The sequence below is a fragment of the Variovorax sp. LjRoot175 genome (genome assembly GCF_964253805.1).
Taxonomy (GTDB): domain Bacteria; phylum Pseudomonadota; class Gammaproteobacteria; order Burkholderiales; family Burkholderiaceae_C; genus Variovorax.
The window spans coordinates 1,076,001-1,098,085 of sequence record NZ_CAXURY020000002.1 but is presented as its reverse complement, the minus strand read 5'-3'; the positions used below and the strand labels follow the sequence as shown (position 1 = coordinate 1,098,085).

The 22,085-nt window shown below is 63.7% G+C and carries 18 protein-coding genes and 4 pseudogenes; 13 read left to right on the top strand and 9 right to left on the bottom strand.

All coding sequences use genetic code 11. The annotated features are described in order from the left end of the window. The first annotated feature begins 142 nt into the window (after nt 1–142). Nucleotides 143–1,732, top strand: a complete 1,590-nt coding sequence (locus ACSQ89_RS35570; RefSeq protein WP_436295865.1) for a hypothetical protein — start codon at nt 143–145, stop codon at nt 1,730–1,732. A gap of 736 nt (nt 1,733–2,468) precedes the next feature. Here the strand turns inward: ACSQ89_RS35570 and ACSQ89_RS35565 are convergent. After that, nucleotides 2,469–2,669, bottom strand: a complete 201-nt coding sequence (locus ACSQ89_RS35565) for a hypothetical protein (protein WP_436296938.1) — start codon at nt 2,667–2,669, stop codon at nt 2,469–2,471. Here ACSQ89_RS35565 and ACSQ89_RS35560 point away from each other — a divergent pair. Further along, nucleotides 2,621–3,049 (top strand): annotated as a pseudogene (locus ACSQ89_RS35560) (hypothetical protein); the annotation flags it as partial. The gene ACSQ89_RS35565 and the pseudogene ACSQ89_RS35560 overlap by 49 nt on opposite strands. A gap of 1 nt (nt 3,050) precedes the next feature. Continuing rightward, nucleotides 3,051–3,284 carry a hypothetical protein gene (locus ACSQ89_RS35555; protein WP_436297276.1) on the top strand — a complete coding sequence of 78 codons (234 nt, stop codon included), beginning with the start codon at nt 3,051–3,053 and terminating at the stop codon, nt 3,282–3,284. A gap of 63 nt (nt 3,285–3,347) precedes the next feature. Here the strand turns inward: ACSQ89_RS35555 and ACSQ89_RS35550 are convergent, their stop codons facing one another. Then, nucleotides 3,348–3,659, bottom strand: a complete 312-nt coding sequence (locus ACSQ89_RS35550; RefSeq protein ID WP_436295868.1) for a hypothetical protein — start codon at nt 3,657–3,659, stop codon at nt 3,348–3,350. 134 nt (nt 3,660–3,793) lie between these two features. Next, nucleotides 3,794–4,120, bottom strand: a complete 327-nt coding sequence (locus ACSQ89_RS35545; protein ID WP_093110962.1) for a hypothetical protein — start codon at nt 4,118–4,120, stop codon at nt 3,794–3,796. Between ACSQ89_RS35545 and ACSQ89_RS35540 the strand changes: the two genes are divergently transcribed. Further along, complete coding sequence (locus tag ACSQ89_RS35540) at nt 4,074–6,365, top strand: thioredoxin domain-containing protein (RefSeq protein WP_436296937.1); 2,292 nt, start codon at nt 4,074–4,076, stop codon at nt 6,363–6,365. The genes ACSQ89_RS35545 and ACSQ89_RS35540 overlap by 47 nt on opposite strands. 171 nt (nt 6,366–6,536) lie before the next feature. Continuing rightward, nucleotides 6,537–7,158, top strand: a pseudogene (locus ACSQ89_RS35535) (tyrosine-type recombinase/integrase); the annotation flags it as partial. Between the two features lie 361 nt (nt 7,159–7,519). On the opposite strand, the gene ACSQ89_RS35530 reads toward ACSQ89_RS35535, so the two are convergent. Beyond that, nucleotides 7,520–8,023: an Lrp/AsnC family transcriptional regulator gene (locus tag ACSQ89_RS35530; RefSeq protein ID WP_093110988.1), complete on the bottom strand. Its 504-nt coding sequence runs from the start codon at nt 8,021–8,023 to the stop codon at nt 7,520–7,522. A 91-nt stretch (nt 8,024–8,114) separates the two neighbouring features. Here ACSQ89_RS35530 and ACSQ89_RS35525 point away from each other — a divergent pair, with 91 nt between their 5' ends. Next, entirely contained in the window at nt 8,115–11,705 is a 3,591-nt protein-coding gene (locus ACSQ89_RS35525) for an indolepyruvate ferredoxin oxidoreductase family protein (RefSeq protein ID WP_436296936.1), read from the top strand. A gap of 457 nt (nt 11,706–12,162) precedes the next feature. Here the strand turns inward: ACSQ89_RS35525 and ACSQ89_RS35520 are convergent. Then, nucleotides 12,163–12,660: pseudogene (locus tag ACSQ89_RS35520) on the bottom strand (anthranilate synthase component II); the annotation flags it as partial. Nucleotides 12,661–12,837: 177 nt separating this feature from the next. Between ACSQ89_RS35520 and ACSQ89_RS35515 the strand changes: the two are divergent. Both ACSQ89_RS35515 and ACSQ89_RS35510 read left to right on the top strand, forming a co-directional pair. After that, nucleotides 12,838–13,653 carry a nucleotidyl transferase AbiEii/AbiGii toxin family protein gene (locus ACSQ89_RS35515; protein WP_436295871.1) on the top strand — a complete coding sequence of 272 codons (816 nt, stop codon included), beginning with the start codon at nt 12,838–12,840 and terminating at the stop codon, nt 13,651–13,653. A 503-nt stretch (nt 13,654–14,156) separates the two neighbouring features. Further along, on the top strand, nt 14,157–15,128 hold the full coding sequence (locus ACSQ89_RS35510) for an ABC transporter substrate-binding protein (RefSeq protein ID WP_436296935.1): 972 nt from the start codon (nt 14,157–14,159) through the stop codon (nt 15,126–15,128). 172 nt (nt 15,129–15,300) lie between these two features. Here ACSQ89_RS35510 and ACSQ89_RS35505 read toward each other — a convergent pair whose 3' ends face one another. Next, a complete protein-coding gene (locus ACSQ89_RS35505) occupies nt 15,301–15,864 on the bottom strand; it encodes a CC0125/CC1285 family lipoprotein (RefSeq protein WP_436297275.1) in 564 nt (187 codons plus the stop codon). A 352-nt stretch (nt 15,865–16,216) separates the two neighbouring features. Between ACSQ89_RS35505 and ACSQ89_RS35500 the strand changes: the two genes are divergently transcribed. Beyond that, nucleotides 16,217–16,486 (top strand): hypothetical protein, encoded by a 270-nt coding sequence (locus ACSQ89_RS35500; RefSeq protein WP_436295577.1) that lies wholly within the window; start codon nt 16,217–16,219, stop codon nt 16,484–16,486. Continuing rightward, a complete protein-coding gene (locus ACSQ89_RS35495) occupies nt 16,483–16,908 on the top strand; it encodes a type II toxin-antitoxin system PemK/MazF family toxin (RefSeq protein WP_436295576.1) in 426 nt (141 codons plus the stop codon). The genes ACSQ89_RS35500 and ACSQ89_RS35495 overlap by 4 nt, the downstream gene beginning before the upstream one ends. Nucleotides 16,909–17,099: 191 nt before the next feature. Here the strand turns inward: ACSQ89_RS35495 and ACSQ89_RS35490 are convergent, their stop codons facing one another. Next, nucleotides 17,100–17,405 (bottom strand): YciI family protein, encoded by a 306-nt coding sequence (locus tag ACSQ89_RS35490; RefSeq protein ID WP_093110894.1) that lies wholly within the window; start codon nt 17,403–17,405, stop codon nt 17,100–17,102. Nucleotides 17,406–18,354: 949 nt separating this feature from the next. Between ACSQ89_RS35490 and ACSQ89_RS35485 the strand changes: the two are divergent. After that, nucleotides 18,355–18,631, top strand: a pseudogene (locus ACSQ89_RS35485) (SDR family NAD(P)-dependent oxidoreductase); the annotation flags it as partial. A 22-nt stretch (nt 18,632–18,653) separates the two neighbouring features. Beyond that, nucleotides 18,654–18,911 carry a hypothetical protein gene (locus ACSQ89_RS35480; protein ID WP_015867751.1) on the top strand — a complete coding sequence of 86 codons (258 nt, stop codon included), beginning with the start codon at nt 18,654–18,656 and terminating at the stop codon, nt 18,909–18,911. Between the two features lie 7 nt (nt 18,912–18,918). Here ACSQ89_RS35480 and ACSQ89_RS35475 read toward each other — a convergent pair whose 3' ends face one another. Next, the gene (locus tag ACSQ89_RS35475; protein ID WP_436295575.1) at nt 18,919–19,950 is read right to left on the bottom strand and encodes an MBL fold metallo-hydrolase; all 1,032 of its coding nucleotides are present in this window, start codon (nt 19,948–19,950) and stop codon (nt 18,919–18,921) included. A gap of 123 nt (nt 19,951–20,073) precedes the next feature. On the opposite strand from ACSQ89_RS35475, the gene ACSQ89_RS35470 reads away from it, so the two are divergent. Further along, a complete protein-coding gene (locus ACSQ89_RS35470; protein ID WP_436295574.1) occupies nt 20,074–20,517 on the top strand; it encodes a hypothetical protein in 444 nt (147 codons plus the stop codon). Between the two features lie 321 nt (nt 20,518–20,838). On the opposite strand, the gene ACSQ89_RS35465 is transcribed toward ACSQ89_RS35470, so the two are convergent. After that, nucleotides 20,839–22,062 (bottom strand): pyridoxal-phosphate-dependent aminotransferase family protein, encoded by a 1,224-nt coding sequence (locus ACSQ89_RS35465; RefSeq protein ID WP_436295573.1) that lies wholly within the window; start codon nt 22,060–22,062, stop codon nt 20,839–20,841. Between the last annotated feature and the right edge of the window lie 23 nt (nt 22,063–22,085).

Below are 22,085 nucleotides of genomic sequence, written 5' to 3'. Positions count from 1 at the left end.
GAGCAAGCCGAGCCCAAGAATCTTCGAGCAACCGGACGTCCACGTCGGCTTCGATGCCGTTGCGAAGTCTTCGTTATCGACGCGAAAAAGGCATAGACTGGAAGACGCTCGGGCGAACTCTTGACGCCCTAAGGAGCCGGTCATGACCAAGTCGTCGTTCGTCCTCGTTGCGATGTTTGCAACCGGCGTGTCGCTTGCCCCACCGGCCTTTGGACAAGCGGGTGACGAAAAGCTTGGCAAGGTGCATTTCGAGGCGTCGTGCACGCCGGACGCGCAGAAGCTTTTCGACCGCGGGATGCTGTATCAGCACTCGTTCTGGTACCGGGGCTCGCAAAGTGTCTTCGAGGATGTATTGAAGGCCGATCCCGCTTGCGGCATCGCCTATTGGGGCATCGCGCTGAGCATGCTTTGGAATCCCCACATCCCAGCGCCCGCGAAGAATCTCGCCGAGGGCGCCGCCGCGCTGACGAAGGGAAAGAGCATTGGCGCCGCCACTCAAAGGGAACGCGACTACCTCGATGCGCTGAGCGCCATGTACGCTGACTACGACAAGGTCGATCACCGCACGCGCATGCAGGCCTATGCCAAGGCGATGGAACAGTTGGCGCAGCGCTACCCAACTGATGACGAGGCTCAAATCTACTATGCGCTTGCCCTCAACACCTCGGCTTCGCCAGCTGACAAGACGTACGCCAACCAGCTAAAAGGTGCGGCCATCCTGGAGGAGATTGCGAAGCGACAGCCGCAGCACCCGGGAGTGGCTCACTATCTGATTCATCTTTACGACTCTCCGGAGCTCGCGGAAAGAGGACTTGGTGCCGCCAGGCGCTATTCCCAGATCGCGCCCGCGGCGGCTCACGCTCAGCACATGCCGTCGCACGTCTTCACGCGCATCGGCTACTGGAAGGACTCGATTGCCTCCAACACGGAGTCGGCACGTGTCGCGGCGCAGGGCAAGGAGGGCCATGATCAGCTGCACGCCATGGACTACCTGGTCTATGCCAATTTGCAGCTCGGGCAGGACAAGAATGCCAGCGCCGTCATCGACGAGATGAGCCGGGTCACCGGTTTCACCGAGACTTCTATCCCTGGGCCCTATGCGCTGGCCGCTTCGCCGGCGCGCTACGCGGTGGAACGCGGCGACTGGAAGGCCGCGGCTGACCTCCATATCCGTCCCAGCCCGCTGGCCAACGTACAAGCGATCACGCATTTTGCGCGGGCGCTCGGCGCTGCCCGTTCGGGTGACACTGCAGCCGCCAATGTGGACATCGCCAAGCTCGCCGAATTGCGAGACAAGTTGCGCGAAGCCAAGGATGCATATTGGTCCGAGCAGGTCGATATTCAGCGCCAGGTTGCAACCGCGTGGGTCTTGTACGCCGAAGGCAAGCATGACGACGCGCTGAAAGCGATGAGTGCAGCCGCCGATGCCGAGGACCGGACCGACAAGCATCCGGTGACGCCGGGCGTTCTCAAGCCCGCGCGCGAACTCTACGGCGTCATGCTGCTCGAGCGCGGAATGGCCAAGGAAGCGCTCGTTGCTTTCGAAGCGACACTGAAGAAGGAACCCAATCGGCTGGGCGCCTATGTTGGTGCGGCAAAAGCCGCCGAAAAGTTCGGCGATTCGGCCAGGGCTCGGGAGTATTTTGGCAAGGTCATCACGATCGCCGATGGCGCTGACAGGACCCGAACCGAGGTTAACGACGCGCGCGCGTTCTTGGCGAAGCGGCCATGAGATTTTGGTGCCCTGGGGAGAATCTGATGAGGACGTGCTTGGGTCTGATCCTACTGGTCGCTGTAGTGACGCAAGCGGAGGCCCAATCGCTGCAAGTTATCGGATATTCCGGCGAGTTCGGGCAGTGGGAGTTAAGCGCCAGCGTTACCGAACGGACCGTGAATCGAACTAAGGAATTCTCGGGGCCGTTGACGATGCGGCACGTGGGTATCTGCACGCAGGATGGACCGGAGGAAAGAATAGGTGAAATCCGTTTTCAGTTGTCGAAGTTTCGGTCTGCAATCGAGGCAACCATATTGGTTGATGGCGTCGAATGCAGGTACAGCGGACGACTATCAGATCGTTATAGCGGATCGATGAACTGCCCGGACCGGCCGGCGGTTCCGGTGATCATTTGGCTGAAATAGTTGCGCGTGAGCGATGAGCCACCTCAGTGCGTCCTCGCGGCAAGCGAAGATGCCATTCTCATTGGACGACGTGAGGAGCCACGCACCCTGGTCTTCCGGGTCGCGCGAAATTCCTTGTAGCCCCAGCTGCCGCAGGCCGCACGAAGGGCAAACCGCGTGTGAGCCCGCCGCGGGTCATGACGCCTATGAGCTACCAGATAGCTGACATTCGCGACCGTCTGTTGGCCGAATTCTGCCGCCACTAGCAACCACGTCCGAGTCAGTCGATTGCCAGGTGCGCAATCGCCCCCAACTCGTTCAATCGTGCGACCAGATGACCCGCGGCAGGCCTACTTGTAGGCGATGCCCGCGCTCACGGCGCCGGCCAGCGCGATTACCTCTGTCTTGCGAAGCCCCGCGTCGCGGCACCAGCCGAATAGGTCGCCTACCGTGAAGTTGAACGCGTCGCCGAACTCGATCATTAGGCTTTCGATCACGATCAATGCGCCGCCCGGAGCAAGGGCCGCATGGGCCGCTCGCAGCAGGTGCATCTTCTTCTCGAGATTCAGTCGTGCAGGATCATCCCCATGGTCAACACGTCTGCGTCGGGCAGCGGATCGGCGAAGAAGTCGATCGACGTCGCGCGGACCCGCTCGGCACCGCTACCGCGGGCGGCACCTGGACGCTGACGGAATGGATCGTCAAGGGAAAACCCAGTGTGCTGGGAATCTGCTCGGGCATCGTGGCGGGCCTGGTGGCGATCACGCCTGCGGCTGGCTATGTGGGTCCGGTCGGCGCGTTTGTCACTTGGGGCGTCGCGGGCATCGTTTGCTTCTTCGCTGTCACGAAGCTCAAGGCCTGGCTGAAGTATGACGACGCCCTGGACACGTTCGGCGTGCACTGCATCGGCGGCATCCTGGGGTCGCTTGGCACTGGATTTTTCGTCAACCCGGCCTTTGGCGGCACGGGCGTTTATGACTACGTGGCCGGCAAGGTGGGGGGACTTCGATGCCGGGGCGCAGATGATCGCGCAGTTGCAAGACATCGGCATCACCCTGCTCTGGTTCGCGTTCGTGGCCTTCGTGATCATGACGATCCTGAAGTACACGATCGGCATCCGTGCCAGCGACGAAGATCAGGAACAAGGACTCGACCTCGCGCGCTGATCACGGCGAAAAAGCCTACAACTTCTGATTCTTCGACCCGGGGTCGCGATCTCAGAGAGGTTCCTACAAGGTCTTCAGCCCCAGCCAAGCCGCCGCGATCACCGCATTCACCGACACGCTCAAGGCGCTCGGCACATAGAACAGCGCCGATACCGCCGGCGCGCCAATCAGGATTTCGACAATCCCCCCCAACCCGTACAACAGCACGGCGCACCACAGCCAGCGTCGCATGTAAGTGGGAAGCCAGTGAGCTTGAGATTGGTTGTGCCGCCAGGCCGCTGAGCGCTCGATGAGGCTGCCTTGTGTGGCGTCCAGGAAGAGCCACTCGAAAAAGAAGTAGCGGTACAGGAGAGTGTGGAAGGTCAGCTCATGCACGATACATTTCCTTCTGATGGCGGTGGTTCGTCGCAGTCGTTTCTGACAGCGTATCGGGAAGACTGATACCTCTTGCGGGCCGGCGACTTTGCCAAGATGGACATCATCGACTGCGGCGCTGACTCTTAGACAATCTATGCAATGCTGGGTTCCATGGCAGCGCCTTCGCACAGGACCATCAACGCGCATGCGTGGCCGAGACTCTCAAGAGGCACCGACCCGGACATCGGCTGAGTCGGTCGTCGGCCGACTTCGCTGGCTGTACCGGCCGCGTTGGTACGCTCGTGATAGCGCAGCACCGCTTCGACCTTGTCGGCGTCGTGGATGTCAGCGCCGCCACATTCCCGTGGAGGTGTAGCGTACTTTCTTTCCTTGATCATGACCACGCCTTCGACAAAGGCATAGGCTAAAACAATGGCGAACGTTCCCAGACAAACTCCGAGGCCGGGGCCGCTGTCCATGACGACTCTCAGTTCGCAACCCGCGGACCGCCCCACCAACCGCCTTGCTCGCGAGACGAGTCCCTACCTGCTGCAGCACGCGCACAACCCGGTGGACTGGTTTCCATGGGGCGAGGAGGCGTTCGCCAAGGCGCGCGCCGAGGACAAGCCCATCTTGCTATCAGTGGGCTACGCCACCTGCCACTGGTGCCATGTGATGGAGCGCGAGAGCTTCGAGGACGTGGGGCTGGCGCGCCAGTTGGCCGATGCCTTCGTTGCGATCAAGGTCGACCGCGAGGAACTGCCCGACGTCGACCACGTCTACATGAGCGCGCTGCAGGCGCTCACGGGCCGCGGCGGCTGGCCGATGAACGTGTTCCTCACGCCGCAACTTCGCGCTTTCTTCGGCGGCACGTACTTCCCGCCGCGATCGCGCCAAGGAATCCCCAGCTTTTCCGAGGTGCTCGCCGCCGTGCGCGAGGCCTGGGTCCACCGGCGGGGTGACATCGAGCGGGAGGCCCAAACGCTGCTCGATCTCGTGCGCCGCGGCACGACCCTCTCGGCCCGTACATCGGCCGATGAGATGCACCGGCGAGCCGTGGCCCAGATCGCCCTGCGCTTCGACGAAACGCGCGGGGGCTTCGGCAGCGCGCCCAAGTTCCCGCAGACTCCGCTGCTGCAGTATCTGCTGGCGCTGGCCGCCAGCGGCGACGGGAGCGCGCGCACGATGCTCGTTGCGACGCTGCACCACATGGCCGCAGGCGGAATGTATGACCACGTCAGTGGTGGCTTCGCTCGCTACTCGACCGACGAGCGCTGGCATGTGCCGCACTTCGAAAAGATGCTGTACGACAACGCCCAGCTCGCGCGCGTGTATGCCGGCGCCTTCAGGCTGACCGGCGAAGAGAGGCTGCGCCTTGTCGCCGAGGGCACATTGACGTACCTGCTGCGCGAGATGCACCCCGCGGCTGCGCCGGCAGCCTACGCTTGCGCGCAGGACGCCGACGCCGAGGGCGTCGAGGGCAAATTCCACGTCTGGACGCTGGCCGAGTTCCGCGCCGTGCTCGGCGCCGATGCACAGGCCGCGGCGCGTCTGCATGGCGTGACGGTGCAGGGCAACTGGGAGCACGGCACGAACGTGCTCGAGCGCCGCGATCCGGAAGGCGTACGCGCCGAACTCGACCAGGAACCCGAGGCCTTCGCGTCCTGGGAACGCTCGGTGCGCGAGCGCCTCTACGCCGCGCGTGCCCAGCGCGCCTGGCCGATTACCGACGACAAGGTGCTGGCCGACTGTAACGGCATGGCGCTGCGCGCATTTGCTGAAGGAGGGCGACTGCTCGGGCGAGACGACTTCGTGCAGGCTGCGCGAGAGCTCGCGCGCTTCCTGCTGGCCGCCATGGTCCGGGATGGGCGGGTCCACCACGCCTGGCGCGACGGCACGCTGCGCGATGAGGGGTACCTAGCCGACCATGCGCAACTCGGGCTCGGCCTCGTGGAACTGCATGCAGCCACCGGCGAGCTGGAGTGGCTAAACGCCGCGCTCGACCTGTGCGGCGGAATGGTCGAGCGCTTCCACGATGCGGTCGAAGGCTTCTTCGATAGCACGTCGACGCAGCTGCCGATGCGGGCGCACAGCCTCTACGACGGCGCAGTGCCCTCGGGTACTGCGGCGGCGTGCGAGCTGTTGCTGCGACTGGCGGGCCCCTATGAACGCAGCAACTGGACCGACATCGCAAGCGCGACGCTCGAGGGCCGCGGCGCGTTGATGGAGGAAGCGCCGATGGCCGCGCCAGCGTTGCTGCACGCACAGCTGCTGGCTGAGCGGGGGGCTGATCTTGCGATCCCGGCGGGACCGGGCAGCGAACGCCTGTGGGCGGCGGCGCAGCAGGCGTTTGCGCCACTGGTCACGCTCTTCCGTGGCTTTCCGGGGTCGGTCCGCTGCTCGAAGGACGGATTGCGGGCGAGGCCTACCTGTGTCGGAATGGAAGCTGTGAGCTGCCGGCGCGATCGGTCGAAGCGCTGCGAGAGCAACTGGCAAAGGGGTTCTCTGGCCCGGGCGGCAAGTTCGCAGCATCGGACGGCACTGCTTGAGGGGTTGCGGCCGAGCCATCGGCTCAAGAGAAGGCCGGCGATCGTTCAACACGCGGAAATTGGCCGACGATGCCCTTGCGCCGACGGTTGCACGCGGCTTCGACCCGCCGATGCGTGCTGGAATGCCGGAAAGCGGTCGTCGTCGACGACCGTCGGCTCTTGGCCGAGACGGTGAGTTCGTAGCTGAGCCGGGAAACTGACTTTCGACGTGAGAGCTGGGCCGACCACGCCCCCACCGCACGGCAGTCGCTCGTCCTTGATTCGTCTGCCGCCTTGCCCCAGTCCAAGCGTTTTGACTCTCTCAGAGGTGCATCTTTGATGGTCCTCAACTTGATAGGAGTCCATCATGGGAACCAATGTCAACGCTGCTTGCCGCGAGCCATGGAACAAGGGCAAGATCGTCGGCCAGAAGGCCCCGTTCAAGGGCAAGGACATCTGGGCACTTCGAGCGCGCCTCCAGATGGAAAACCGGGTGCGCGAGCTTGCTCTCTTCAATCTGGGCATCGACAGCAAGTTGCGTGGCTGTGACCTCGTCAGTCTCAAGGTCCGGGACATCTGCCACGGCGACCAGGTGGCAACGCGCGCCGTGGTGATGCAACACAAGACCCAGCGCCCTGTCCAGTTCGAGATCACGCAAGCGACACGAGAAGCTGTGCAGAAGTGGGTCAAGCAAGCAGGGCTGAAATCTGAGGATTTCGTTTTCCCAAGCCGCTTCCACGCCTCACCACATCTGGGGACACGGCAGTTCGCTCGAATCCTCGAGGGCTGGGTCGAGGATCTTGGACTTGATCCCGCAGACTACGGCACGCATTCGATGCGGCGAACCAAGGCGACGTTGATCTACCGGCGCGCTAGAACCTGCGTGCTGTGCAGTTGCTGCTTGGTCATTCCAAGCTCGACTATCTCCCGTGAGGTACCTCGGTATCGAGGTGGACGACGCGTTGGAGATCTCCGAGCAAACTGAGATCTCTGATCGAGGCGTCTATTGGGCATGCCATTCGATTGCCGAACCCAAGGCGAAGCGATCGGCCGGTGTGCCCGTCTTGCCAGCGCGTGACCGTTTGACGCACAAGCCGATGGCAGCTCCCTGGAGCGACTTCGGCATCGCGCTCCCGGCCAAGCAGACCTTCGAGGTCGACCTCGACCACGAGCTTTCCATGAAGAACATTCAAGTCATCGATCGCGCAGCGAACTGCGTGTACGACATCTTCAAGTGAAACCGGGAGATTCAAGGCGCGCCGGTTCGACCCACCCGGTGCAACCTAGGGGCCGGGCACGGCACTCATCGGGCTGAGTCCACGATGAAGAGCGTACCGAATCCGTCGCCGCTCAGGCGCGCGCCCTCTTGGTCGGCCCGAGGTCGACCGGCAGGCTCCCTTCGGACTTCACTTCCCTCAGCACGATCGCCGAACGCACGTGCGTGACGCCGGCCTGCTCGAACAAGGTGGTGTGCAGGAATTTCTCGTAGTGCTTGATGTCGGGCACCAGCACGGTGAGGATGTAGTCGGCCGGACCCGTCGCCGAGACGCAGCGCACGATCTGCGGGCTCGCCTCCACCGCCTTCTCGAAATCGCGCACCTTCGATTCGCTGTGCCGGTCGAGGTTGACCTCGGTCACGGCCGCGAGGTTGAGGCCGACCTTCTCGCGATCGACGACGACCGTGTAGCCGCGGATCACGCCGGAAGCTTCCATCTCCTTGATGCGGCGCCAGCAGGGCGTGGACGAAAGCCCGACCTTGTCCGCAATCTGCTGCACCGTCTGGCGCGCGTCGCGCTGCAGCTCGAGCAGGATCTGGAGCGAGTGGTTGTCAAGAGGAATGAAAACGTCGTTCATGGAGGGTGAGGAGAATAAAATTCTCAGAAATAGGGTCGATTCCGGTGCATTGCAGAGGATATTCCTCCGAATGGCGAAGAACAATCCTCCAATGCACTTGATCACGACGCCTCCTGCGCTGCAGCGCCAGGACTACCAACTTTCAGACAGCCTCTGGGCGCGCTCGGGCGCCGTCTTCCTGACCGGCACGCAAGCCCTGGTGCGCTTGCTCCTGATGCAGCGCTGGCGCGATGCGGCCCGAGGGCTGAACACCCAGGGCTTCGTGAGCGGCTACCGCGGCTCGCCACTGGGCATGGTCGACCAGGCGATCTGGAAGGCCGGGCCGGGCTTCAAGGACGCGGGCATCCGCTTCGTACCCGCGATCAACGAGGAATTGGCGGCCACGCAGGTGCTCGGCACGCAGCGCGTGGAGTCGGACCACGAGCGCACCGTCGAGGGCGTGTTTGCGATGTGGTACGGCAAGGGCCCGGGCGTGGACCGCGCCGGCGATGCGCTCAAGCACGGCAATGCCTATGGCTCGTCGCCGCATGGCGGCGTGCTGGTGGTCGCCGGCGACGACCACGGCTGCGTTTCCTCGTCGATGCCGCACCAGAGCGACCACGCCTTCGTGGCGTGGAGCATGCCGATCGTGCAGCCGGCCTGCGTGGCCGAGTACCTGGAGTTCGGCCTGTACGGCTACGAGCTGTCGCGTTTCTCCGGCGCGTGGGTCGGCATGGCGGCCCTGTCCGAAGTGGTCGAGAGCGCGGGCACGGTGGACCTCGACCTGGTCGAGTCCCGCGTCGCCGACTGGGCCGATGCCGACGCAGTTCGCGCGGCCACCGGTCACGTCGCGCCGCCCGACGGGCTGCACTATCGCTGGCCCGACTTGCCGTCGCTGCGCATCGAGTCGCGCCTGGCCGACAAGCTGCAGGCGGTGGCCGCCTTTGCGCGCGTGAACAGCATCGACCGCCAGGTGATCGAGAGCCCGCATGCGAAGGTCGGCATCGTGACCTGCGGCAAGGCGCACTACGACCTGATGGAGGTGCTGCGCCGTCTCGAGGTGACGCCGGAGAGCCTGACTCGCGTGGGCGTGCGCCTCTACAAGGTGGGCCTGAGCTTTCCGATCGAGCCCACGCGCATCCGGGCGTTCGCACAAGGCCTGGACGAGATCCTGATCGTCGAGGAGAAGGGCGCAATCGTCGAGAGCCAGTTGCGCGACCTGTTCTACAACGCACCGGCCGATGCGCGGCCGGCACTGGTGGGCAAGCACGATCGCGACGGCCGGCCACTGGTGTCGGCGCTCGGAGAGCTTCGGCCTTCGCGGCTGATCGAGCTGGTGGCCCATTGGCTGTCGGAGCACTTCCCGGATAACGCCGAGTTGGGCGACCACTTCCAGCATGTGCGCGACTTCACGCCGCCCGAACTGCTGAGCAACGGTGGCGACAGCGTCAAGCGCCTGCCTTACTTCTGTGCCGGTTGCCCGCACAACACCAGCACCAAGGTGCCCGAAGGCTCGACCGCACGCGCTGGCATCGGCTGCCACTTCATGGCCAACTGGATGGACCGCAGCACGGCGGGCCTGATCCAGATGGGCGGCGAAGGCGTCGACTGGGTCTCGCACTCGATGTTCACGCGCACGCCGCACGTGTTCCAGAACCTCGGCGACGGCACCTACTATCACTCGGGCTACCTCGCGATCCGGCAGGCGGTCGCGGCCAAGGCGACGCTCACCTACAAGATCCTCTTCAACGACGCGGTCGCGATGACCGGCGGGCAACCGGTCGATGGCGTCATCAGTGTCGATGCCATCGCGCGGCAGGTGGAATCGGAAGGCGTGAAGCAGGTGGTCGTCGTCAGCGACGCGATCGACAAGTACGCGCAGATCAAGGGCAAATTCCCGGCCGGCACCGAGTTCCACGACCGCAGCGAGCTCGACGCGGTACAGCGCCGACTGCGCGAGCTGCCCGGCGTCACCGTGCTGATCTACGAACAGACCTGCGCGGCCGAGAAGCGCCGCCGCCGCAAGAAGGGCGAGATGGTCGATCCTGCCAAGCGCCTCTTCATCAACGAGGCCGTCTGCGAGGGCTGCGGCGACTGCACCGTGCAGAGCAACTGCGTGGCGGTGCTGCCGCACGAAACCGACCTTGGGCGCAAGCGCAAGATCGACCAGACCAGCTGCAACAAGGACTATTCGTGCGCCAAGGGCTTCTGCCCGAGCTTCGTTGGCGTGACTGGCGGGGCGTTGCGCAAGAAGAGCGGGACGCTGGCCGCGGGCCGCGATGCCTTCCTGCGACACGTGGCCGCATTGCCACGGCCTGCGCAGCGAACCTGGGACGCGCCCTACGACCTGCTCGTCACCGGCGTCGGCGGCACCGGCGTGGTGACCGTCGGTGCGGTGGTCGCGATGGCCGCGCATCTCGAAGGCAAATCGGCCAGCGTGCTGGACTTCATGGGCTTCGCCCAGAAGGGCGGGGCGGTGCTGAGCTTCGTGCGCCTCGCCGATGTGCCCGAGCGATTGAACCAGGTGCGCATCGACACCCAACAGGCCGACGCGATCCTGGCCTGCGACATCGTGGTGGGAGCCTCGCCCGACGCACTACAGACCGTGCGCCATGGCCGCACCCGCATCCTCGCGAACACGCACGAGATCCCGGTGGCCGAATCGCTGCGCAACCCGGATGCCGACCTCAAGGTGGAGCTGCTGCTCGAGAAGATGCGCTTCGTCGCCGGCAGCGAACAGGTCGAGACCTTCGATGCGCAGACGCTCGCGGAGGAATTCCTCGGTGACACGCTGGCGTCGAACATCCTCGCGACCGGCTACGCCTGGCAGCGCGGCCTGATACCGCTGAGCCTGGAGGCGCTGACGCGCGCGATCGAGCTCAACGGTGTCGCCATCGCACCCAACCAGATGGCCTTCTCGCTGGGCCGGCTGGCCGCGGGCGCGCCGCAGGCGATCGAAGGACTGCGCAGCACCGCCTCGCCCGAGTCGCAGGATGAATCGCTGGAGGTGCTGATCGCGCGCGGCCGCAGCCATCTCACCGGCTATCAGAATGGGGCCTGGGCGGGTCGTTTCGAGGCGCGCGTGCGCGGCGTGCAGCAGCGCGAGGCGGCGCTGGCGGGGGGCGATCCATCCGTGCCTTTCAGTCGCAACGCTGCACGCAGCCTGCTCAAGCTCATGAGCTACAAGGACGAGTACGAGGTCGCGCGCCTGTACAGCGACGGCAATTTCCGCGAGAAGCTCGCGCAGCAGTTCGAAGGCGACGTCAAGCTGGAATTCCACATGGCCCCGCCGTTCCTGTCGCGGCCGAGGAACGGACAGCCGCCGGCGAAGATCCGCCTCGGCGGCTGGATGCTGCCCGCCATGAGGTGGCTGGCCCATGGCAAGCGTTTGCGCGGAACAGCCTTCGATCTGTTCGGCTACACGGCCGAACGCCGGCTCGAGCGCTCGCTGATAGAACAGTTCGATGCGCGACTCGACGAGTTGCTGGCCGAACTGTCCACGGACAACCAGAAGCTCGCGGCGCAGATCGCCGCCGTTCCCATGACGATCCGCGGTTTCGGCCACGTGAAGCTGGCCAACCTCGCGTTGGCGCGCGCCCGCGAGGCCGAGCTGATGCACCGCTTCTCGCCAGGGCGCTACCCGAGGCCGGCGGCGGGGGTGCAGGCGGGGCAGTTCCGAGGGATCGCGGTCGTTGCGAACTGAAACCCATCGAGTCCGGCCATGACTTCGTTGCGTTGCTGGGAATCTGTTCGCGCAGGTAGTCCAGGATGCTCTGCGAACGCGTCTGCACCTTGTCTGCGCGCCGGATCACGAGCTCCTGCGTGGCGCTGCGGTAGCTCACGACTTCGGCGAGTGGGCCTTTCGCATCGCCCATGAACGAGAAACGTGCCTGTCCAGGGGTCGTGAGGCTGCTGTCGAGCCAGAACGAGCACTCGGCGGTCGCGAAGGCGAGCTCAAAGAGAGCCTGTGCTTCGACTTGAGTCTCCACGCACTCCGCATGCAAGTGGCGCTGCGGCTCGCTGGTGGCCTGATCCGGCTCCCCGAAGCTTCCAAAGGTGCTTTTCAGGGGACGGCCCGCGCGCCACTCCTCGGTGAGCTCCCGAAAATTGCGCAGGAGCCTGGCGCCGAACTCCGTGCAGATCGATTCCGGGTGGAACTGTACGCGCCACCAGGGAAGAGAGACGTGACGCAGCGCCATCAAGGTGCCGTCCGAGGTCCAGGCGAGGGGTTCGAGCGATTGCGGCAGACGCGTCACAGCGAGGGAGTGGTAGCGCACCGCCTGGAAGCGATCCGGAATGCCCCGGAACAGATCGCGTTGGGCATGGGAGATGCGGTCAATGCGGCCATGCATCGGTCTCATCGCGAGATCGACCACTGCGCCGCAGTGGTGGGCGATGGCCTGGTGGCCCAGGCACACGCCGAGCACGGGCTTCGACGAGCAGCGCAGCGCGTCGGCAGATATTCCGACGTCCTCGGCCCGCTGCGGTCGGCCGGGGCCCGGCGAGATCACGATGTTGTCGAATGCGAGGCCTTCCACCTTGTCCCAGGTCATCTCGTCGTTGCGCACGACGAGGGGCGGCTCGGCGTTGCAGGCGCAGAGGTACTGAGAGAGGTTGTAGGTGAAGGAGTCGTAGTTGTCGATAAGGAGCGTTTTCATGCGCATATCCCTTCAGCGTTGGAACAGATCATGTTCAGCCGAGGCGACACGAGGGGGCAACTACCGTTCTTGGTAGTTGGGAGATACGAGAGCGGTCGACACCAAACTTGTCACCCAGTCCAGATCGAAGCAGAGCTCAAAGGCGCCTGCGGTTGAGCGCGGCAGTACCATCGTCGAATGATTCGTGGCAAGACGGCAAAGACGGCCAGCGGCGACAGCCTTGAGCAGATCAAGCGCGTAGCCATCGCAGCCATGTTCTCGGACGACGAACTCCTGGAGCAACTTGTCCTGAAGGGCGGGAACGCCATGGACGTGGTTCTTCAGGTCAACAGCCGAGCGTCGGCAGACCTCGATTTCTCGACGGCGCGCGACCTGGACTTTGTGAAGGCGCAGAAGCAAGTCGAGCGTGCGCTGCAGTCCACGTTCGAACGAGAACTCGGCTACCTGGCATTCGATATCCGCATGAATCAGCGACCGGGCAAGATGCCTGACGACCTCGCTGCCTTCTGGGGAGGCTACCTCGTCGAGTTCAAACTCATTTCGCTCGAGCGAGCCGGCGCGCTTGAACGCGATCTGGCGCAGATGCGCAGAGAGGCCGTCAAGCTCGGCGAGGGGACGAGGTTCACAGTCGACATCAGCCGGCATGAGTACACCGAAGACAAGCAGGAACACGAGCTCCTTGGCTATCGCATCTACGTCTACTCGCCGGCCATGATTGTCAGCGAGAAGATTCGGGCCATCTGCCAGCAGATGCCGGAGTACGCAGACATCATCAAACGCAAGGGGTTGGGAAACGAGCGCGCGCGAGACTTCGTCGACATCGAGGCGCTGGTCAACATGTTCAAGGTCGATCTGGCCGAAGAGAGGGTGAGGCACATGGTGCAGCAGATGTTCGAGCTGAAGCGCGTGCCGTTGCAGCTCATCCCGCGAATTGCCGAAGTCCGCGATTTTCACGCTCTCGGTTTTGCTGCAGTTGTCGATCGGCGCCCATGATGGTTCCGCCGACCGTTTGCGCATCAAGGCGTTAGGCGCCGGTTCCGCACGCTACCTTGAACCTCATGATGTCCGCTGGCGGGCTGGAATGGGCCCGATGCCGTCCGTCGCCACCGATCGACCTACGGCAGGTATGTAGTGCGATGCTGCCGTTCGCCGCTGCGCCTCAAGCCCACCATCCCGGCCAGGAGCGGACGGTCGTGATCCGCAAATTGATCTTCCCCGAAGCCGCCGTCCAGGCCCGAACTCGGACGGGGCGGCCTGTTCGAAGGCCGGAGCGGTTCGGCAAGGGTCGGTGTCGGACGCACGCCCAGCGACACTGGTCCGCCCTTGACTCCACTGTCTTGGACGATCGGTTCTCTCTAGACCGAAGTCGCAGCCGGCAGATCAGCGGGAAGCCAAGAACCACGAGGCCTCGTACAAAAGTTCGGGGCCTCTGACTTTGTGGGGATTGACTCACCGCCTGATGACGAGCAGGATCGCACCTGCCCCTAGGAGCGATGATGCACAGACGACTCGCGCTGGTTCACGTTGCGGCTCTAATGGGTTCGTTGTTCTCAACTGCTTCCGCACAGCAACCAGCCGGCATTCCTCGGGTGGGATTTCTGGGCCCTACCAATACGCCCTTGCTGGAGGTCCTTCGCAAGACACTGGCCAGCCTCGGGTATGTGGAAGGTCGCACCGTGATGATCGATGCGCGGTGGCCGGAGGGGGACCGGCTCGACCAGATGGCAGCGTCGGCTACTGAACTGTTAAAGCTCAAGGTGGACGTGTTGGTCGTGGTTGGAGCAACTGCCGCCAGGGCCGCCAAGAGCGTCACATCGGATGTGCCGATTGTGTTCGAGGTGGTGGTTGACCCTGTCGCGACGGACCTTGTCGCCACCTTGGAAAGACCCGGCGCAAATGTCACTGGCTCCACGACCTTCGACCCGCAATTTGCCGCCAAGCAGTTCGAGCTGCTCAAGTCCGCAATCCCGACCGTGAAGCGCGTTGGCATCCTAGGAGATTCGGGTGCTGCTCCAACCCTGTTCCAAGCCGTCGAGAAGGCAGCCCAGTCAGCCGGCATCGAGACATTCACGCTCAAGGTGGAGAGAGTCCCCAATCCCGACTTCGATGGTGCATTCCAGGCCGCGAAGAAGGATGGCGCCAATGCAGTCGTCGTTCTGTCCACCCCTGTGACCACACCGAATCGCAAGAGGATCGCGGAACTTGCGGTCAAACACACCCTCCCCACGCTCTCCCCGAGGGACCATGCAGATGCAGGGGGCCTGCTCAGCTACGGCACAAGCTTTGTCGAGGCGACCAAGCACTCGGCGGCAGTGGTGGACAAGATTCTGAGAGGGGCAAAGCCTGCCGACATACCTGTAGAGAGAGTGTCCCGGCATGAACTGATCGTCAATCTCGCGGCGGCACGCAACCTCGGCGTCGCCATCCCCGCTGCAACATTGGCAAGCGCCAGCCAGGTGGTGCAGTGACCCTGCTCGGCGGCGGCGTTAAGCCGGAGCCGACGTCGCAGCACCCTGGTCGAACAGCCGTTATGGGTCGAAACTGCCGGCTCGTTCGCCCGTTGAACGACCGGAGTCGGACTTGACCCGCCGCACGATCGGTGCGACCCAAGGACAGTTCTTGGCCGCATGCTGCCCTCGCTCATGACGATTGGCCACGCACGATCCGGGGCCCCAAGCGATCCAGCACTTCCTCGGTAATGAAAGTTCGCGGGTCCCCTGAAGCAACAGGCTCTGGGTGCATGCGGACGCGCAGGATCACGAGTTTTGAGGCTGTGCGCTCGTAGCGCTCTTCGGGAGTTGGGACATGTATGGGGATCCAAATCGTCGACGTCTGGACTCGGCGCACGGGCCCCACGGTGTCTGCTCCGAACGAGAACGTCGGCCCAACGCGGTCGTTGGTTGAAAAAACATCGTCGCCGTCTAGTACTGAACGATCGAACGGACCATCTTCAATCGTAAAGGCCACCATGTTGAGCGTTCTGGCTAGCTCGGCAGCACGAAAGAGTGCGAATGCCTTTGTCGTTCTCGCAGGGGTTCTATTCGAACCCCAAAACTCAACGCGAAACAGAAGATCGCCTACAGTTTCTGAGGCATAGCCGAACGGCCCCTGTCCTTCGCCCATCGGACGATACGGTGTCGATGGTTGAGTCGTGCAAGCGAACAAGACCGTCGACAGTAAGAGGAGCACTAAACAAGGGCGCATGTGATTTGGACGTACTGTGCGATCTGCATCTCTGATTCTGTCGGCGTCACTCAATTTCATGCTGGATTGGAACATCAGATATCGGCCAGCCGCAGCCAGGGCGAGAGCAATTGCAAGGCTCCACTGGAAGAAAACTGGAGCGTCGTGAGGAACTTCCGGTATTGGCCCGGATCCTGCCACATGCGCGTCATCGCCGGACCGACGCCCTCAACCGCCCTGTGGGACAGCAGCTCGAGGGGAACGGTTCTGTTCGGCGCCTCGGTCGCCTCATGAACAGCGGTGCACGTCAGCTTGCAATATAGCTACGCGGTATGTATAATATACATACCAGAGACCCATCCGCGGAGCCGCCATGCCTGCCACCACCAGCCATCAGCCACTTAAGCTGAATTTCAAAGACGACACGCTGACTACCGTGTCGAGAGACGCGCTGCGGGCGCTGGCCAAAAAATTGGGCTTTAACGAAACCCAAACCGTCCTGTACGCACTCGCTAGACTGCGAGACGAGGTTTTCGTCGAACAGGACACGGAGAAATTGATGCCACTCACCAAGATACAGCACCAAACCATCGCGAAGGCCGAACCAAAAAGGAGAGGTAAGGTCATCGACTCGCTGCTGTGAGCAGGAACTACTGGAAACCGCGGCCCAAACTCGGCGACATTGTTGAGTGCAGCTTTCCGCAGGAAATGGGCGTGCCAGGCCCCAAGAACCGCCCGGCCTTAGTGCTTCAAGTCGAAGAGGCGACCGATGACCCGGCCGGTTCTGTTGTGGTAGTCGCATACGCCACATCCCAGAACACCACAGCGGTGTGCCCGGGAGAGTTCGTCATTGAGGCCAGCGCCAAAACGGGCTTAACCAAGGCAACCAAGTTTGACCTGGTCAATCATCACCGGCTTTCCTTTGATGACGCCTGGTTCGCGCCCGCGCCCGGCAAGACGCCAAGATACCCTCGGCGCGGGCGGCTTGACCTTCAGGATGCCATAGTGAAGCGCAAGCTTCAATCAGCAATCATGGAAGCCAGGAATCAACCCAAGAGCTTCTGAGCTGTCTATCGCATCTTTCGGCCCTGCCAACTTCGGCAGGGCCTTATTTGCGAATGAAGCCCCGTCCCTGCCAGAAGTTGATCACTTGCCCCCAGAAGGCAGTCGTCGAGACGACGTACCCCACGTTGAGATTCCTGCGAATAGAGCGCGGCTGCGACCGACCGCTTCTGGCCGGCTGCGGGCCCTGCCCGTCAACTCTCGGGGTCATACCCAAACTCGCGGAGTTCCTGCGAGCAGCGGCAAGCTTTGGCGATCTTTGCAGCCCACAGGATGGCGGCTTCGCGCGACGGAAGCTGCAGGACACAGAAGCCGCCGTCGAAATCCTTCGTCTGGGGATAGGTTTCGGTTGTGACCGCGCCGTCTGAGGCGACCATGAGCGGTGCGACATCTTCGTTGATGCCACCACCGAAGACGTACACGCCTGCAGCCTTCGCCTCGCGTATGACCTCGCGCGCAGCTTCACCCACGGCGGCGAGGTCCTGTGCCGGGACATCCATCGCCCTTGCAGGAAAGGAGATAAGGAATTTCGTGATCATTCGGTCCTTCGGTTGAGTTCGGTGCGCAGCCCGCTGGACCGATTGCCATCGGGGCGCGAGGCGGGCTACGTGGTTGACCGCTTCTGGCCGACTGTAGCCGGACGCGGCGCCATCGCGAAGGGCCCAGAGCTGCGTTTCAGAGCATGCAAGGAAAGCCAGAAAGCAGTCGCTCAACGCTTGAACTCTCAAAGGACGTAGCGCCTCCGGGCGACAACCAACGCAAGCCGCGTCGTCGACCACTGCCCGATCATCTGCGCCGCGAGGACCTCTGGCTCGATGATTCGGCCGCATGACGCGATACGGTCCAAAACCCGACGTTCGCTGCCGCTCCAACTTGACGGGCAGAATGCAGCCAAGACCCAGCTGTCAGGTCTGTCGTTCGGAGGCTTCATGTTCAAGGTCGCGAGCGCAGTACTTTTATGCGTCCTGGCCGGCTGCGCAAGCACCGCGCCTGTGGGCTATTCGGTATGCTCGACGCAGCCTGGGAGCTACGCCTGTCAGATCGAGCAGTACCAACGTGTCAACGACTGAGGTCATTCCCCATGAGAGCGACAGACAGAGTTCTGCCCAAGAGCTCAACTTCCAGGGCTCCTATCAGATGAACCTGTCCATTGAACCTCTTTCGACGCAGCATTTCGAGGGACTACGTCTCGCGCTCGACACAGTGGCGCGAGAGAAGCGATTTCTCTCGTTCACGGAGGCGCCGCCAGAGGAGGATTCATGGGCGTTGTACTCGTCTATCGTCGCGAACCGGTGGCGCCAGATGATTGCCGCTCTGGAGGGTGTAGTGGTTGGCTGGTGCGACGTGCTGCCGACTCACGGCCAAACGCGGTCACACGTCGGCACGCACGGCATTGGGCTCATGCCTTCGACGCGCCATCGGGCCTGGGGCTAGTGCCATGGGCAGCGCATGGACCACTTCTCGCGCGTCGTGGCGCTCGAGGAAGCAGGGGCGCCGAACGGCGCACGCATCATCTCTCTCGCGTTTGGCGGTGATCGACACCGACATGCAGGTGCAATTGCGCGGCGCATCGGCCGAGAAGTTTCCGGACCGAACGCGCTTCGTGAGCATGAAAGAGGAGGGCCGGCTCGACAGCCCCGCCACCGCGGCGGCCAAGGTGCTTAAGTATCTGGCGCGCGAGGACTTCGGCAACAACCCCGTGGCCGACGTGCGCGACCCCGCCTGAACGCAGAAGAAGCGAGCACGCCATGGCCACCGCAAAGTCGATCGACACCGGCGACTACAAGCTCTTTCCTTCGCCCAGGAACGTGCACCGCGTCATCTTCGAGCACCAGGTCTTCGTGCCGTATCCGTACGCACTGATCGTGATGGACGAGTTCTACTTCAAGGGCCGCTACAGCCTGTTCTCCGCCTGCCGCCTCAGCGACGGGAAGATGGGGCAGGTGGCGACGTTCGAGTTGGCATCGGATGTCGACATCTTCAACAAGAAGTTCACGCCAGATTGAGCCGGCCTTACTGCAGCGCGAACCGATCGCGCTGCGCCTGAGCGCATTCGCCCATCACGTTCAATGCGCGCTCCACGGCGGGCGTGCCGATCACGAACGGGTTGGCCGCGCCGGCCGGCTGCTGGAGCAGCGCAGCCAGCTTGGCCTGCGAGCCGTCGATGCCCGAGTGGTTCGACAGCAGCACGTCGATGCGCTGCGCCTGTGCCACCGCGCCCATGCGCCGCGTTGAATCGATGTAGCTGTCCAGCCGCGGCACGTCCTTGCCGAAGTTGAAGCCCGTGCCGCCCCAGAGCATGGCGCGGTGCTTCCTGCCGCCAGACGTCACGTCGAACACTGGCGAGATCGTGCCCATGGTGTGGCCCGGCGTGATGTACAGCGAGACGGTGGTATCGCCGAGCGTGATGCGGTCACCGTCCTTCACGGAAACGTCGCGCTTCGGCGGCGCGCCCCAGATCGGCGTTGCGAATTCAAGTTTGGTTTCGGTCATGGTCCAATCGGTCTCGCTCATCACCACGCGCGCACGGTACTTCTGCGAGAGGTACGGCGCGCCGCCGTAGTGGTCGCCGTGGCCGTGCGTCGCGATCACGTACTTGATCTGCGCCGGATCGAGGCCCAGCTTGCGCATGCCTCCTTCGATCAGTGCCGCGGCCTCCGCCTGGTTGTTGAGCGCATCGATGAGGATGATGCCGTCCGAGGTCTTGATCGCCCAGGCGCTGACCCAGTCGGCGCCCACGAAATACAGGTTGTCGAAAGCCTGGCCCGGTGGCGGTGCGGGCTTGGCGATGAAGGCGGCAAGGCCCTTGTCCAGCTCGGCCTGGGGCGGCCGCGCGGCGGGAGCGGGTTTGCAGAGAGTCAACAGCGCCGTCAGATCGGATCCGGCGGCACCCGTGGCTGCTGCAACATGTGCGGCGACGGTGGCGCCCGACGGCGCCGGCCGCTGTGCCGTGGTCTGCGCGCAGCCCTGCGCCAGGGCGACAACCGCTGCGAGGGCGGTTGTCTTCAGCAGAAGGGTGTCTGTTCGATTCTTGCGCTGTGCCATTGCTGTCTCCGTGCCGTCAGTGCGGCCTATTGTGGAGACGTCATTCTGCGACACGGGCACCTATTCGATTGTCGCGCCCGAGGCTTGCACGATGCCCTTCCACTTCTCGTAGGCGTCATCGAGATGTTCACCGTCTACGTGACCGGCATCGCCACTGGCGAGGAGCTCGATGCTCTCGTGCGCTACGACACGCTCGACACCATACGCTCGATCGTGAACCGGCTGGAGACCATCGTTGCGAGCGGCATCTATTGCGCAACCCCTGCATTTGACGAGTCCGCGCCGATATGGCGCTACAACCTCACAGCGCTATCTCAGACAGAGCAAAGGCTGCTTGTTTGGACGCATCGGCGCGGCCCGCAGCGCCCCCGAAGAGCAAGAAATGACCGACAAGCGAGGAGCCGTTGCGGAGGGCGCAAACCCACTCGACAAGACCTTACAAACTACCGCTTCTATGAGGACTGGTTTGTCAAGCCTGGTTTCCTGCGCGATGTCGAGTCGGCCGCGGCGTGGCGGTCACGCATCCTGGTTCAAGGCCGGGGCGTGATGGAGCGTTCGAGCCAGTAGTGCTCGGACGAGCTTCTATCCGTGCAGGTGCGAACACCGTGCACCACATGCAGCATGCGCGCAAAGCGCACCGGCAAACCCCAGTTACCGACGTGCCCCATCTTTTGGAACGGTCACCCTGCAGTGACCCGCGGAAGTTGCGGCCACGTCGACCTTTGACCACGAATGTGCTCCTTGCCAAATTATTTGACGGACCCAGATCGCACGCAGCGCTACATAGCATCTTGTGGCCACCGAAGTCGGTAGTTTGAAACCTCAAGCTCGACGTCCGCTCCCGCCGCCGCGAAGCGGAAGTTCGGGTTGAGTGAAGCGAGGAGCTTGCTAGACTTTGGGCTGCGGTGTCGCTGCGAAGAAGTCCATGGCCGCCGCGACGCCGCTGCTGGCCAGTGGCACGCCTGCCAGCTTCAGGCCCATCTCAACCCCCGTCAGCGCGGCCATCAGCGTCAGGTCGTTGCAGTCGCCCAGGTGGCCGATGCGGAACATGCGACCCTTGAGCTTGCCGAGTCCCGCGCCAAGCGAGAGATCGAAGCGTTCGTGGATCAGCCGGCGCAGCGAATCGGCATCCACGCCTTGCGGCGTGATGACGCCGGTGAGCACCGGCGAGTGGACGCGCTCGTCCGCACATTGCGTCGGCAGGCCCCACGCACGGACCGCGGCGCGCACGCCTTCGCCCCAGCGCTGGTGGCGCGCGAACACCACCGGCAGTCCCTGTCCGAGCACCATGTCGAGCGCCTCGCTGAGGCCGTAGAGCAGGTTCGTGCTCGGCGTGTAGGGCCAGTAGCCGCCCTGGTTCATCTCGACGATCTCGTCCCAGGCCCAGAAGGCCTTGGGCAGGCGCGCCGTCCTGCTGACCTCGATGGCCTTGGGCGACAGGGCGTTGAAGCTGATGCCGGGCGGCAGCATCAGGCCCTTCTGCGAGCCGCTGACGGTCACGTCGACGCCCCATTCGTCGTGACGGAAATTGGCGCTCGCGAGGCCCGAGATGGTGTCGACCATCAGCAGCGTGGGATGCCCGGCCGCATCGATGGCGCGGCGCACCGCGGCGATGTCGGAGGTGACGCCGGTGGAGGTCTCGTTGTGCACCACGCACACGGCCTTGATCTTCTTCTCGGTGTCCTTGCGCAGGCGCGCCTCGATCAGGTCGGGCTGCACGCCGTGGCGCCAGCTGCGCGGCAAGCCGGTGTCGTCGACGCCGGGCAGGCCGATGAACTCGGGCTCCAGGCCGAGGCGCTGCGCCATCCGCTGCCACAGCGTCGCGAAGTGGCCCGTCTCGTACATCAGGACCGCATCGCCGGGGCTCATCACGTTGACGAGCGCCGCCTCCCAGGCGCCGGTGCCCGACGCGGGGTAGATGACCACCGGATGCTGCGTCCGGAACACCTGCTGCAGGCCGGCGATCACCTTCTTGCCGAGCGTCGCGAACTCGGGGCCGCGATGATCGATGGTCGGCAGGCTGATGGCGCGCAGGATGCGGTCGGGTACCGGGCTCGGGCCGGGGATCTGCAGGAAGTGGCGGCCGCTGGGATGGTTGTCGAGAGCGATCATGGGTCTCCTTTTCTGTGGCGAGT

What these genes read in the sequence shown, in the direction of transcription:
- ACSQ89_RS35480 (WP_015867751.1), top strand. Translation starts at nt 18,654, where the DNA reads ATGGCCACCGCAAAGTCGATCGACACCGGCGACTACAAGCTCTTTCCT.
- ACSQ89_RS35570 (WP_436295865.1), top strand. Translation starts at nt 143, where the DNA reads ATGACCAAGTCGTCGTTCGTCCTCGTTGCGATGTTTGCAACCGGCGTG.
- ACSQ89_RS35515 (WP_436295871.1), top strand. Translation starts at nt 12,838, where the DNA reads ATGATTCGTGGCAAGACGGCAAAGACGGCCAGCGGCGACAGCCTTGAG.
- ACSQ89_RS35465 (WP_436295573.1), bottom strand. Translation starts at nt 22,062, where the DNA reads ATGATCGCTCTCGACAACCATCCCAGCGGCCGCCACTTCCTGCAGATC.
- ACSQ89_RS35565 (WP_436296938.1), bottom strand. Translation starts at nt 2,669, where the DNA reads ATGCACCTGCTGCGAGCGGCCCATGCGGCCCTTGCTCCGGGCGGCGCA.
- ACSQ89_RS35500 (WP_436295577.1), top strand. Translation starts at nt 16,217, where the DNA reads ATGCCTGCCACCACCAGCCATCAGCCACTTAAGCTGAATTTCAAAGAC.
- ACSQ89_RS35540 (WP_436296937.1), top strand. Translation starts at nt 4,074, where the DNA reads ATGGCGAACGTTCCCAGACAAACTCCGAGGCCGGGGCCGCTGTCCATG.
- ACSQ89_RS35470 (WP_436295574.1), top strand. Translation starts at nt 20,074, where the DNA reads ATGTTCACCGTCTACGTGACCGGCATCGCCACTGGCGAGGAGCTCGAT.
- ACSQ89_RS35510 (WP_436296935.1), top strand. Translation starts at nt 14,157, where the DNA reads ATGCACAGACGACTCGCGCTGGTTCACGTTGCGGCTCTAATGGGTTCG.
- ACSQ89_RS35505 (WP_436297275.1), bottom strand. Translation starts at nt 15,864, where the DNA reads ATGCGCCCTTGTTTAGTGCTCCTCTTACTGTCGACGGTCTTGTTCGCT.
- ACSQ89_RS35475 (WP_436295575.1), bottom strand. Translation starts at nt 19,950, where the DNA reads ATGGCACAGCGCAAGAATCGAACAGACACCCTTCTGCTGAAGACAACC.
- ACSQ89_RS35545 (WP_093110962.1), bottom strand. Translation starts at nt 4,120, where the DNA reads ATGGACAGCGGCCCCGGCCTCGGAGTTTGTCTGGGAACGTTCGCCATT.
- ACSQ89_RS35490 (WP_093110894.1), bottom strand. Translation starts at nt 17,405, where the DNA reads ATGGATGTCCCGGCACAGGACCTCGCCGCCGTGGGTGAAGCTGCGCGC.
- ACSQ89_RS35530 (WP_093110988.1), bottom strand. Translation starts at nt 8,023, where the DNA reads ATGAACGACGTTTTCATTCCTCTTGACAACCACTCGCTCCAGATCCTG.
- ACSQ89_RS35525 (WP_436296936.1), top strand. Translation starts at nt 8,115, where the DNA reads ATGCACTTGATCACGACGCCTCCTGCGCTGCAGCGCCAGGACTACCAA.